The sequence below is a fragment of the Amycolatopsis sp. NBC_01286 genome (assembly GCF_035982555.1).
Classification (GTDB): Bacteria; Actinomycetota; Actinomycetes; order Mycobacteriales; family Pseudonocardiaceae; genus Amycolatopsis.
On the sequence record NZ_CP108428.1, the window covers coordinates 10,537,434 to 10,549,215 of the forward strand.

The 11,782-nt window shown below is 72.6% G+C and carries 10 protein-coding genes; 7 read left to right on the forward strand and 3 right to left on the reverse strand.

All coding sequences use genetic code 11. The features are described from left to right. Positions 1 to 23: 23 nt before the first annotated feature. Complete coding sequence (locus OG570_RS47560) at positions 24 to 800, reverse strand: WXG100 family type VII secretion target (RefSeq protein ID WP_326947363.1); 777 nt, start codon at positions 798 to 800, stop codon at positions 24 to 26. A gap of 141 nt (positions 801 to 941) precedes the next feature. Here OG570_RS47560 and eccCa point away from each other — a divergent pair, with 141 nt between their 5' ends. Both eccCa and OG570_RS47570 read left to right on the forward strand, forming a co-directional pair. Continuing rightward, positions 942 to 4,871 carry a type VII secretion protein EccCa gene (eccCa, locus tag OG570_RS47565; RefSeq protein ID WP_326955060.1) on the forward strand — a complete coding sequence of 1,310 codons (3,930 nt, stop codon included), beginning with the start codon at positions 942 to 944 and terminating at the stop codon, positions 4,869 to 4,871. A 93-nt stretch (positions 4,872 to 4,964) separates the two neighbouring features. Then, positions 4,965 to 6,653, forward strand: coding sequence for an arabinofuranosyltransferase (locus tag OG570_RS47570; protein ID WP_326955061.1), 1,689 nt, complete (start codon positions 4,965 to 4,967; stop codon positions 6,651 to 6,653). A gap of 4 nt (positions 6,654 to 6,657) precedes the next feature. On the opposite strand, the gene OG570_RS47575 is transcribed toward OG570_RS47570, so the two are convergent. Beyond that, positions 6,658 to 7,149 carry a hypothetical protein gene (locus tag OG570_RS47575; RefSeq protein ID WP_326955062.1) on the reverse strand — a complete coding sequence of 164 codons (492 nt, stop codon included), beginning with the start codon at positions 7,147 to 7,149 and terminating at the stop codon, positions 6,658 to 6,660. Positions 7,150 to 7,357: 208 nt separating this feature from the next. Here OG570_RS47575 and OG570_RS47580 point away from each other — a divergent pair, with 208 nt between their 5' ends. From OG570_RS47580 to OG570_RS47590, 3 genes are read left to right on the forward strand one after another with little or no spacing between them, the layout of a single operon-like run. Further along, positions 7,358 to 8,035, forward strand: a complete 678-nt coding sequence (locus OG570_RS47580) for a S1 family peptidase (RefSeq protein WP_326955063.1) — start codon at positions 7,358 to 7,360, stop codon at positions 8,033 to 8,035. Positions 8,036 to 8,092: 57 nt separating this feature from the next. Beyond that, positions 8,093 to 8,536: a YdeI/OmpD-associated family protein gene (locus OG570_RS47585; RefSeq protein WP_326955064.1), complete on the forward strand. Its 444-nt coding sequence runs from the start codon at positions 8,093 to 8,095 to the stop codon at positions 8,534 to 8,536. Beyond that, positions 8,536 to 9,012 (forward strand): nucleotidyltransferase domain-containing protein, encoded by a 477-nt coding sequence (locus OG570_RS47590; RefSeq protein WP_326955065.1) that lies wholly within the window; start codon positions 8,536 to 8,538, stop codon positions 9,010 to 9,012. Before OG570_RS47585 ends, OG570_RS47590 begins: the two co-directional genes overlap by 1 nt. Here OG570_RS47590 and OG570_RS47595 read toward each other — a convergent pair. Beyond that, complete coding sequence (locus OG570_RS47595; RefSeq protein ID WP_326947357.1) at positions 9,009 to 10,472, reverse strand: class I adenylate-forming enzyme family protein; 1,464 nt, start codon at positions 10,470 to 10,472, stop codon at positions 9,009 to 9,011. The two genes, OG570_RS47590 and OG570_RS47595, sit on opposite strands and share 4 nt — an antisense overlap. A 641-nt stretch (positions 10,473 to 11,113) precedes the next feature. Here OG570_RS47595 and OG570_RS47600 point away from each other — a divergent pair. Both OG570_RS47600 and OG570_RS47605 read left to right on the forward strand, forming a co-directional pair. Beyond that, positions 11,114 to 11,458 carry a WXG100 family type VII secretion target gene (locus OG570_RS47600; protein WP_256475974.1) on the forward strand — a complete coding sequence of 115 codons (345 nt, stop codon included), beginning with the start codon at positions 11,114 to 11,116 and terminating at the stop codon, positions 11,456 to 11,458. 17 nt (positions 11,459 to 11,475) lie between these two features. Further along, positions 11,476 to 11,778 carry a hypothetical protein gene (locus OG570_RS47605; protein ID WP_072480751.1) on the forward strand — a complete coding sequence of 101 codons (303 nt, stop codon included), beginning with the start codon at positions 11,476 to 11,478 and terminating at the stop codon, positions 11,776 to 11,778. Positions 11,779 to 11,782 lie beyond the last annotated feature (4 nt).

Genomic DNA, 11,782 nt, shown 5'->3' on the forward strand with positions numbered 1-11,782 from the left:
TCTCATCGGGCGGGAAACACAGCTCAGACGACGGAAGCGGGCCGGTACACACTGACTTTCGCCAGTCCGCTGATGCGGGCGTCGAGGAGCCCGTGGTTGTACAGGCGGCCGCCGTCGCCGGCGACGCCGATGACCGGCTGGCGGTCGGAGAACAGCAGCGGTTCGACCACCACGACGTCCCCGCTGTGCACGCCGCCGGGGACGTCGGAGAACGTGCGGGCGGTGCCGGCGTAGACCTCGATCAGCCCCATCCGCGCCTGGTTGTCGGCGTCGCCGGCGAGCCAGTCGTTGAAGTCGGCGACCCCGTGGAAGCGGGTGTCGGTGATCGGGTGGTCGCCGAGCTTGCCGAGGTCCGCGTCGCCGAGGTAGCGCAGGACGTTGCCGACCGACGACGGCTCGCCGTGGGCGCCCGCGCTGTCGTTGATCGCCAGGGTGGCGAGCTCGGAAGCGTGCGAGTTCCCCCAGATCGACGCGGGCGGTGTGGCCCCGCCGGTCGCGGTGCCGCCCCCGTAGCCGGTGGCGACGTCCTGGTCCGCCGCCTGGTAGGCGTCGGCGCTGGCCTTGACGAGCCCGTTGATCTGCTGCAACAGCTGCAGGAGCGTGCGGACCGCGGTGATCTGGCCGGAGTGCAGGGCGGCGTTGGCGGCGGCGACCGCGCTGCCGAACGTCGCGAACGACGTCGGCTGCACGACCAGGCGTTCCAGATCGGCCACGGCGTTGATGCCGTGGGCGATGATGCCCCCGACGTTGCCCACGGCGGAGCGCATCGCCTCGGGCTCCGCCCGGTACTCGCCGGCCATGGCTCTCCTTCCGCGGATGGCTGCTCGGCAGAGCGTAAGTTCGTCCCCGGAAGCGGGCGGACGGCAAAAGTACCCACCGCGATGCCGTGGGAAGTGGCCAAAATACCGGGCAGAGCCGTCCCGATCTGGAGTTTTCGCCGCATGAGCCTTTCGCCCGAGCGCCCGACCGAGATCGTGCTGCAGTCGCCGCCGATGCTTCCGAAGAGCTCGTCCGGCGGGATGATGCAGCTGATGATGTTCCTGCCGATGATGCTCGGCATGGGCGCGATGTCGTTCGTCTACATCGGACGCGACGGCGGGGTGATGACCTACATCTTCGGCGCGTTGTTCATCTGCGCCATGGGCGGCATGGTCGTGATGTCGCTGGGCCGCGGCGGGATGGCGAAGAAGGCGCAGATCAACGACGAGCGCCGCGACTACCAGCGTTATCTCACCGGCCTGCGCGGCCAGGTCCGCGACATCGCCGACGGCCAGCGCGCCGCGATGGTCGCCGTCCAGCCCGACCCGGCCGACCTGTGGGCCTACGTCGAGACCGGGCAGCTGTGGGACCGGCGCCGCACGGACGGGCAGTTCGCGCAGGTCCGCGCGGGCACCGGGCCGCAGCGGCTGGCGACGCCGTTGAAGGCGCCGCAGACCGTGCCGCTGGAGGACCTGGACCCGGTGTCCTCGACCAGCCTCAAGCACTTCATCCGCACCTACTCGACGGTCGACGGGCTGCCGGTGGCGCTGTCGCTGCGGTCGTTCGCCGCGGTGAGCCTGGCCGGGCGCCGGCCGGACGTGCTCGGCCTGGCGCGGGCGCTGCTGTGCCAGCTCGCCACCTTCCACTCCCCCTCCGACCTGCGGCTCGCGCTGTGCGTGTCGCCGGATCGCCGGCACGACTGGGAGTGGCTGAAGTGGCTGCCGCACGCGACGGCCGCGACGGCGTCCGACGCCGTCGGCTCGCGGCGGCTGGCCGCCGACACCGCGGCCGCGCTGGCCGAGCTGCTCGGCCCGGACCTGGGCGAGCGCCCGGTGTTCAGCCGCCGCGCGGCGAGCGAGCTCGACCTGCCGCACCTGGTGGTCGTCGTCGACGGCGGCAACGCCCACGGCGAGCCCCGGCTGATCGGCGTGGACGGCCGGCTCGGCGTCACGGTGATCGAGGTCGGCGCGGAGCACCCGCGGACGTACTCGACCGAGAAGCTGCTGAGCCTGCACACCACGCCGGACTCGCTCGGCATGGTCGTCGGCGACGCCACCGAGCAGCGGCTCGGCTTCCTCGGCCGCCCCGACGTGCTCGACCGCGGCGCCGCCGAAGCGCTGGCCCGGATGCTGACGCCGTTGCACACGCCCGCGGCCGTCGTCGGCGAGAAGCCGATGTCGGCGACGTTCGGGCTGTCCGGGCTGCTCGGCATCGGCGACCCGCGCGACACCGACACCGCCGTGACCTGGGCGCCGCGCGCGGCGCGGGACCGGCTGCGGATCCCGCTGGGCATCAACCCGGAGGGCCGGCCGGTGGAGCTGGACCTCAAGGAGTCGGCCGAGGGCGGGATGGGCCCGCACGGCCTGGTCATCGGCGCGACCGGGTCCGGCAAGAGCGAGCTGCTGCGGACGCTGGTGACGGCGCTGGCCGTGATGCACTCGTCGGAGACGCTGAACCTGGCGCTGATCGACTTCAAGGGCGGCGCGACGTTCGCCGGGATGACCGGCCTGCCGCACACGTGCGCCGTCATCACGAACCTGTCCGACGACCTCGCGCTCGTCGACCGGATGGCCGACGCCCTGAACGGCGAGCTGCTGCGGCGGCAGGAGCTGCTGCACTCGGCCGGGAACTACGCGTCGGTGCGGGACTACGAGAAGGCCCGCGCGGACGGCGCGCCGCTCGACCCGCTGCCGTCGCTGCTGGTCATCATCGACGAGTTCAGCGAGCTGCTGTCCGCGCGGCCGGAGTTCATCGACCTGTTCGTCGCGATCGGCCGGCTCGGGCGCTCGCTCGGCATCCACCTGCTGCTGGCGTCGCAGCGGCTGGAGGAGGGCCGGCTGCGCGGGCTCGACTCGCACCTGTCCTACCGCGTCGGCCTGCGGACGTTCTCCGCGGCGGAAAGCCGCGCGGTGCTGGGGGTCGCCGACGCCTACCACCTGCCGCCGGTGCCGGGGTCGGCCTACCTGAAGGCCGACACCGACACGCTCATCCGGCTCAAGGCGGCCTACGTCTCGGGTGAGCTGCCGCCGCGCAGCACCGTCGTCCGCGAAGACGGCCAGGCACTGGGCGTCCTGCCGTTCTCGCTGGCCCCGGTCGAGATCCCGGTGACGACCGAGATCTCGGAAGCCCCGGTCGCGCCGGACGGCACCGGCGAGACCATCATCCACGCGATGCTGTCGCGGCTGGAGGGCCGCGGCCCGTCGGCGCACCAGATCTGGCTGCCGCCGCTGGCCGAACCGCCGACGCTGGACCAGCTGCTGCCGCCGCTGGGCGAGGACGCCGCGCGCGGCCTGTGCCCGCTCGGCTGGGGCGGCAACGGGAAGCTGACGGTCCCGGTCGCGCTGGTGGACAAGCCGTTCGAGCAGCGCCGCGACATGCTGTGGGCCGACTTCTCCGGCGCGGGCGGGCACGCGCTGATCGTCGGTGCCCCGCAGACCGGCAAGTCGACGCTGATGAAGGACATCGCGGGCATGCTCGCGCTGACCCACACCCCGGCCGAGGTGCAGCTGTTCGTGCTGGACATGGGCGGTGGCGCGCTCGCGCCGATCGCCGGGCTGCCGCACACCTCCGGCTACGCGACCCGCCGCGACGCCCAGCGCTGCCGCCGCGTCGTCGCCGAGCTGACGACGTTGCTCGAACAGCGCGAGGAGTTCTTCGCCGCCAACGGGATCGAGTCGATCACGACGTTCCGCCAGCGCCGCGCGGAGTTCACCGAGAGCACCGAAGGCCGCGAGTTCGGCGACGTCTTCCTGTTCGTGGACAACTGGACCACGATCCGCCAGGAGTACGAGCAGCTGGAGGAGCAGATCACCGGGCTGGCCGCGCGCGGCCTCGGCTTCGGCATCCACGTGATCGTCTCGCTCAACCAGTGGATCGGCGTCCGCGCCCAGCTGCGCGACGCCATCGGGACGCGCTTCGAGCTGCGCCTCGGTGACCCGATGGACTCCTCGATCGACCGCAAGGTCGCGATCAACGTCCCCGCCGACCGGCCCGGGCGCGGCATCACCGCGGAGAAGCTGCACTTCCTCGCGGCGCTGCCGCGGATCGACGCCGACCAGCGCCCGGAGACGATCGGCGCGGGCGGCGTCGACCTGACGCGCCGGATCAACGAGGCCTGGCAGGGCCCGCGCGCGCCGCAGGTCCGGCTGCTGCCGCCGGAGGTGCCGCTGGACACGCTGGCCGCGGGCCCGGGGAAGCAGGTCACCTTGGGCATCGCGGAGTCGACGTTGCGCCCGGTCCACCTGGACTTCGCGGCGGACCCGCACTTCGTGGCCTTCGGCGACGTCGAGTCGGGCAAAAGCTCGCTGCTGCGGGCGATCGCGACCGGCATCACCTCGGCGTACACGCCGGAGGAAGCGGCGATCATCGTCGCGGACTACCGCCGCGGCCTGCTGGGCGCGATCTCCGAGGAGCACCTGCTGGGCTACGCGGGCGCGGAAGGCAAGCTGACGGAGCTGATCGCGGACTGCGCCACGGCGATGCGCAACCGCTTGCCGGGCCCGTCGGTGACGCCGGAGCAGCTGCGCAACCGCTCGTGGTGGCGCGGCCCGGAGCTGTTCGTCCTGGTGGACGACTACGAGCTGGTGGCCACGGTCGGCCGCAACCCGCTGCAGCCGCTGCTGGAGTTCCTGCCGCAGGCCAGGGACATCGGCCTGCACGTGATCATCGTCCGCGGCTCCGGAGGTGCGGGGCGGGCGTTGTTCGAGCCGGTGCTGCAGCGGCTGCGGGAGCTGGGCTCGCCGGGGCTGATCATGTCGGGCACCAAGGACGAGGGCGCGCTGCTGTCGGACGTCAAGCCGTCACCGCAGCCGCCTGGTCGCGGAACGCTGGTCTCGCGCCGCCACGGCACGGGTCTGGTGCAGGTCGCGTGGACCAAGCCCGTGGAGTCCTGACCGCACCGCGCTACAGTTCCCGCCTGCGCCATCGCGGGCGCGGCCGGCTTCCCGGGCGCGCGCGGGCGCCGGTGTCTTCCCAGGGAGCTGTCCGTGAAGACCGTGGTCGTCGAGGAACCCGCCGCCGTCTCGCCGTGGCGGCTCGTCAACCGCGTGACGCTGGGGCTCACCGTGGCCGGGTTCGCTGCCGCGGCCTGGGATCGGCGGTGGATGAGCGACGACGGCCTGATCGTGCTGCGGACCGTGCGGCAGCTGCTGGCCGGGAACGGGCCGGTCTTCAACGTCGGCGAGCGCGTCGAAGCGAACACCAGCACGCTCTGGACGTACCTGCTGGCCGCGTTCGGCTGGGTCCCCGGCGTCCCGCTCGAATGGGTCGCCGTGGTCACCGGGCTGCTCTGCTCGGCCGCCGGGCTGCTGCTGGCCCTCGACGGCGCCCGCCGGCTCAGCGGCGGGTTCACCCTGCCGGCCGGTGGGCTGGTCGTGCTCGCGCTGCCGCCGTTCCGGGACTTCGCGACGTCCGGGCTCGAAACCGGCCTGATCCTCCTGTGGCTGGGCGGCACGTGGTGGCTGCTGGTCCGCCGCGCCCGGCGGCAGCCGTCCGGTCCACTGTGGACAACGGCCGTCGTGGTGGGCCTCGGCGTGCTCGTCCGGCCGGATCTCCTGCTGTTCAGCGTCTTCGCCGGGATCGGCCTGCTGGTGCTGGAGTGGCGGGGCTGGCGGGCCGCAGTGACCTGGCTCGTGGCCGCCGCCGCGCTTCCGCTGGCGTACCAGGTGTTCCGCATGGGTTACTACGGCCTGCTGACGCCGAACACCGCGCTGGTGAAGGAGGCGTCGAGGGTGCGGTGGGACCAGGGTTTCGCGTACCTGGACGACTTCTTCACGCCGTACCTCCTGTGGATCCCGCTGGCGTTGTGCGCGGTGGCGGCGCTTCTCCGGCGCTTCTCCTTCGACCGCCGAGTGGCCGTCGTGTGCGCGGTGCCGGTGGTGGCCGGGCTCGGCCTGGCGCTGTACGTCGTCCGCATGGGCGGCGACTTCATGCACGCCCGGATGCTGCTGCCGGCGCTGTTCTGCCTGCTGCTGCCGGTGATGACGGTCCGGCTCACCCGCGCGTCGGCACTGCCGGTGGCCGCGCTGGGCGCCTACGCCCTGATCGCCGCCGCCGACCTGCGGACCGCCTACGCCGACCTGCCGGCGCCGCTCGACGAGGCGACGGGAATCGCCGACGAGCGCGCGAGCTACGTCGTCGCCAGCGGCCACGCGAACCCGGTCCTGGCCACGGACTTCACGCAGTTCACGGCGATCGCCGACCGCATCCGCCCGCAGCTGGCGGCGGAACCCGCCCCGGTCATCTTCTGGGACGACGAAACGTGGCACGCGTACCCGTCGGCGGCCGGCCACAGCACCGGGACGTTCTTCAACATCGGCGGCCCGGGCCTGCTGCTGCCCCTGGACGTGGCGGTCCACGACCCGATCGGCCTGGCGGACCCGCTGGCCGCGCACACGACGCCGTACCCGGACCGCCGCGTCGGCCACGACAAGTACGCGGGCCCGATCTGGACGGTGGCGGACCAGGGCGTCGGCACCCCGGCCGGCTTCCCGCCGGACCGGCTGGCGGCGATCCGCCGGACGCTGGCCTGCCCGGAGGTGCGCGAGATGCTGGACTCGGTCCGCGCACCGTGGACGTTCGAGCGCTTCCGGGACAACCTGGCAGGCGCGTTCACCCGCACCGGCCTGCGCTACGACCACGACCCGGTGAAGGCCCAGTACTGCGGCCCGGCTTGAGCCCTCAGCGCGCGGGCGCGGTCATCTCGGCCGCGAAGTGGTAGTAGCAGACCGCCCGCGGCTTGCCCCCGACGCCGCTGACCGAGATCGGCGTCATGACCTGGACGCGCGCGCCGGGAACCGGGCGGGCGGCGGCCTGGCAGCGGTCCAGGATCGGCTGGTAGGACACGCCGATGTCGGGCATCGAGCCCTCGGCCAGCGGGAGCACCGCGAACGCCTCGGCGGTGTGCCGCTCGGTGCAGGGCGTCAGCAGCACGTCCACTTCACCTGTGCCCGTCGGAGACCGGAAGCACTGGCCCGCCGTGACGTCGAGCCCGTGCGCTTCACCCGCGGGCAGCTGTTCCCGGAACGGCTGCCGCCACCACACCATGCAGGCGGCGAAGACGATCAGCCCGAACACGAGCGCCACGATCGCGACGCGGCCGACCGGCCGACGGCGAGCTTCGGTGCGCATCAGCTCGTCGAACAGTTCCGGGTCGTGCTCCGGTGCCGCCATGGTTCCCCCTCGTGCGTGGCCGCGGGCACTGTAGCCCGTCCCGGCCACCGGGCCGGCGCGCGTTCACCGTCGGCGACTTTCCGACTTCGGTAGGTTTCGGAAAATTCCGGCGCAACTTACCTTGGGCTGATCGTCCCGCTCGGGACGGATCACCAGGCCGAAGGGCATTTTCATGCGAATGTCGAGGGCTTCGAGGGCGGTTGCCGCCGTGGGTGCCGCTGCCGCCGCGTTGAGCTTGGTCTCCGTGGGAGCCGCGGACGCCCAGCAGGACATCATCGGCGGGAGCACCGTCTCCTCCGCGCCGTGGGGCGCGCAGATCTACTGGAACAACGTCACCACCTACGGCGGTTTCGAGTGCTCCGGGACGATCATCGCCCCGCAGTGGGTGCTCACCGCCCAGCACTGCCTGAACTCGCCGGGCATGCACGTGAAGGTCGGCAACGTGACCCTCCAGCAGGGCACGAACGCCGTCGTCGACCAGCAGAAGGCCTCGCCCAACGGCGACGTCGCGCTGCTGCACCTCACGACCGCGGTGAACACCACCTTCATGAAGCTCGGCACCGGCAACCCGCCGTCCGGGTCCACCAACCAGATCTACGGCTGGGGCCGCACGCAGGGCACCAGCCCGCCGTCGAGCACGCTGAAGACCGCCAACGTCCGCGTCACCGGCACCAGCACGGACGCCTTCGGCGGCACGGCCATCGCGAGCCAGGGCGTCAACGGCTCGGCCTGGCACGGCGACTCGGGCGGCCCGGAGCTCTACAACGGCGTCCAGGTCGGCGTCTGCTCCACCGGCAACAACTCCGGTTCGAACCCGCAGGGCACGCAGAACTACGCGAGCATCGCGTCGAGCCGCAGCTGGATCCGCACCACCGCCGGCGTCTGACACGCGCCCCGCGCCGGCCTCACCGCCCGGGAGGCCGGCGCGGGGCATACTCGCCCCATGAAGTTCCGCACCACGGTCCTGCTCGGCGGCAAGACGGCGACCGGGCTGCCGGTGCCCGGCGACGTCGTCGAGGCGCTCGGCGCCGGCAAGAAGCCCGCGGTCACCGTCACCCTCGGCGGCCACAGCTACCGCACGACGGTCGCGAGCCGCGGCGGGCAGTTCCTCGTGCCGCTCAGCGCCGAGAACCGCGAGCAGGCCGGGGTCGCCGCGGGGGACGACGTCGACGTCGAGATCGTCCTCGACACCGCCCCCCGCGAGCTGGCGATCCCGGACGACCTGGCCGCCGCGCTGGCCGCCGATCCCGAAGCCCTGAAACGGTTCGAAAGCCTGTCCTACAGCCGGAAGCAGGGGTTCGTGCTGCCGATCGGGCAGGCGAAGACCGAGGAGACCCGGCAACGGCGGATCGCCAAGGTCGTCACGGACCTGCGCGCCGGGAAGTGATGGACGCCCGCACGGTCCTGCGGGTGCTCGAAACCCTGGCCCCGGCGCGGGTCTGGCTCGCCGGCGGCTGGGGCGTCGACGCCCTGCTCGGCCGGCAGACGCGCGAACACCGCGACCTCGACCTGCTGCACCGCCGGGAGCAGGAGCCCGCGGTGCTCGCGGCGCTGGCCGAGCTCGGCTACCACGAGACGCTCGACCTGCGCCCGGTCCGGTTCGTCCTCTCCGACGGCGGCACCGAGCTCGACCTGCACCCGCTGGTCTTCGCCGCGGACGGCTCAGCCGTCCAGGCCGCCCCCGACGGCACTTTTCCTTACCCCGCTGGGTGTTTCGTCACCGGCCGGATCGACGGCGTCGAGGTTCCGTGCGTTTCCGTGGCCCAGCAGGTGTTCTTCCACCAGGGGTACGAGCCGGCCGGGCGTGATCTCGCGGACATGCGGGCCCTGCGCGAAGAATTCGGCGTCGACACCCACTTCTAGTCCACAATGGACGCTCGAAGCGCCGCCTTGTCCGGCTTCCCCGACGGCGCCACCGGCACCGCGTCCACCAGCTCGAACCGCGCCGGCACGGCGGCCTCCCCCAGCTCGGCCGCCACGCCCTTACGCACCTCGGCCAGGTCCGGCGAACGCCCCGGCACCGGCACCACGAACGCCACCGCGGCCTCGCCGGTCAGCGCGTCCGGCACCGCGACGACGTACGCCTGGTCGACGTCCGGGTGCGCGGCGATCGCGTGCTCGATCGGGCCGGTGTAGTGGATGATCGCGTTGACGATCACGACGTCGCGGGCGCGCCCGGACAGGTGCAGGTAGCCCTCGGCGTCGAGGTGCCCGAGGTCCTGGGTGCGGACCCAGCCCTCGCGCAGGACCTCCGCCGTCGTGGTCTCGTCGCGCCAGTAGCCCGCCAGCGCGGACGGCGTGCGCACCCAGACCTCGCCCTCCCGCCCCTGGGCCACCGCCGCCCCGGCGGCGTCGCGGACCTCGATCTCGACCGTGTCGCACGCCTTCCCGACGGATCCGGGCCCCTCGTCCGCCCCGCAGACCGTCAGCATGCCGGTCTCGGTCTGGCCGTACGCGTGGTGCATCGCGGGCCCGATCAGCTCGGCCGCCTCCGCGAGCTTGTGCGGCGGCACCGGCGAGCCGGCCACGATCAGCGTCCGCAGGTCGCTCAGGTCGACGTCCTCGGCCCGCAGGGTGTCGAGGACCTGGTGCAGCCGCGGCACGGTCATCAGCGCCGCGCTCACCCGCAGCCGCGGCAGGATCCACGGGAAGTCCGGGAGCCCGTCGGGGATCACGGCCGTGCCGCCCGAGAGCAGGCAGAGCGCCAGCTGTTCGAGCATCACGGCGCTGGAGAGCGTGCCGAACAGCAGGAACCGGCTGAACCCCGCGCCGAGCTTCTCGTGGGCCGAGCCGGGCACCGGGGCCTGCCAGACGCGGCCCTCGCTCAAGGCCCGGTAGTCGAAGGCGACGCCCTTCGGGACGCCGGTGCTGCCGCTGGTGAACACGACCGTCGCGATGTCGTCGGGCCGGCCCGCGGGCACCGGTTCCTCGTACGCGGCGAGCAGCTCCGGCCCGATCCGCAGGATCAGCGCGCCGGCGACGGTGCCGAGCAGCTCGGGCGACTCGGTCGCCTCGTCGACCACGAGCGCGTCGATGTCCTCGACGATGTGCCGCAGCTGCGGCACCGGCAGCCCGGCCCGCACGCAGACGACCCGGCAGCCGAGCACGTGCGCGGCGATGATCGCGGCGAAGCCCTCGGGCGTGACGGCGGTGGCGATCCCGACGCCGGCGCCCGGCCCGAGCCCGGCGGCCCGCAGCCCGGCTGTGAACCGGCCGACCAGCTCCTTCAGCGACGCCCGGGTGGTCACCGCGTCCCCCCGCTCGAACGCGGGCACGTCCGGCGCGCGGTCCAGTTCGGTGAGCAGAGCGTGCGGGTGGACCATCTCGGGCCGCCTTCCGTCCGGGGCCCCCGGGTCTACCGGGCGGATCTCAGAATTTCGGCAGAGACCACCCGGTCCCGGGGCGCTCACCGCAGCCGCCGCGGCGGCGTCCGGAGCCCGGGTGGACGATCGACTGCCCGTGCTGCCTGCCGGATCAGCAGCACGAGCACATCGCGTAGCCGAACCCCGCGGTCTGACCCGGTCGCGGAAGATCCGTGCCGAACCACCGGCCGGCGTCAGGGCGTAGCACCCGTCGACACCGAGAACTCGAGCGGCTCGAGCCGGGTCGGCGTGTTGACCACCGTGCGATCATCTACGAGCAGCCCGAGCACCGACGCCGCGCACCGCGGCGCCGTGCTCCGGCGAGCACGACCAGGGGGCGGTGCCACGACCGGAGCGTGACCAGCGGATTTCCCTTGTCTGCCATGGCATACAGCCTGGCCGGGACGGTCACGACGGGCACTGCAGCGCGTCCCCGTCCGGAGGCGGGGCGGGCCTCGCCGGGTCCCTGTGGGTAATAGTGCCGTCAGCACGACCGGCAGTTGTGCCGTTTGACCACACCCCCCTTCTTTCTAGCGTGACTTTCACACCGCGCGGATCACCGCGCCAGGGGAAATTCGCTTCAGGAAGGAGGTGGCCCGTCGATGTCCAGTCCGGGATTCCAGGCAGATTCCGCTGCTATGACGCGCGCCGTCCAGGGTTTCGAGGAAACCGCCACGAACGCCAAGTCCACGATGGCCAGCTTGGAGTCCGAGCTGACCGAGGCCCTGCGCAACTACAAGGGTGACCAGGCCGTGGCGTTCTGGGACCTCCAGCGCCGGCTCCAGGAGAAGATGACCACGGCCGTGAAGGAGCTCGACACCATGTCGCAGCTCGTCCACACCAGCCACGCGAACTACGGCCGCGGCGACTCCGACGTCCACCAGAGCTTCCAGGGGGTCGGCAACACCCTCGAGGGCTCGGGCGTGATCCCCCGCCTCAACCCCTGACCTGAGAGGACGTACCGATGGCCGACGTCGTCGAAATCAACTTCGCCGCGCTGCAGCACAGCTCGGCGTCCCTGGCCGCCAAGGCCAAGGCGCTCACCTCCCAGCTGGAGCAGCTGCACCAGAACCTCCAGCCCATCACCGCGACCTGGTACGCCTCCGGCAGCTCCGCCGGTGACGCGGCGCGCCAGTCGGAGACCCGGCTGCGCCAGGCCACCGCGGACATCGTCGCCATCATCGCGCAGTTCGGCGGCAAGGTCGGCGAGGCCCACGACCTCCAGCAGCAGCTGGAGAACCGCAACCAGGGACTGTTCGCGGGCTGATCCG

Excerpts from the sequence above, each read along its gene's own strand:
- OG570_RS47590 (WP_326955065.1), top strand. The coding sequence starts at position 8,536 with ATGGACGCCCGCACGGTCCTGCGGGTGCTCGAAACCCTGGCCCCGGCG.
- OG570_RS47575 (WP_326955062.1), bottom strand. The coding sequence starts at position 7,149 with ATGGCGGCACCGGAGCACGACCCGGAACTGTTCGACGAGCTGATGCGC.
- OG570_RS47595 (WP_326947357.1), bottom strand. The coding sequence starts at position 10,472 with ATGGTCCACCCGCACGCTCTGCTCACCGAACTGGACCGCGCGCCGGAC.
- OG570_RS47585 (WP_326955064.1), top strand. The coding sequence starts at position 8,093 with ATGAAGTTCCGCACCACGGTCCTGCTCGGCGGCAAGACGGCGACCGGG.
- OG570_RS47560 (WP_326947363.1), bottom strand. The coding sequence starts at position 800 with ATGGCCGGCGAGTACCGGGCGGAGCCCGAGGCGATGCGCTCCGCCGTG.
- OG570_RS47605 (WP_072480751.1), top strand. The coding sequence starts at position 11,476 with ATGGCCGACGTCGTCGAAATCAACTTCGCCGCGCTGCAGCACAGCTCG.
- eccCa (WP_326955060.1), top strand. The coding sequence starts at position 942 with ATGAGCCTTTCGCCCGAGCGCCCGACCGAGATCGTGCTGCAGTCGCCG.
- OG570_RS47600 (WP_256475974.1), top strand. The coding sequence starts at position 11,114 with ATGTCCAGTCCGGGATTCCAGGCAGATTCCGCTGCTATGACGCGCGCC.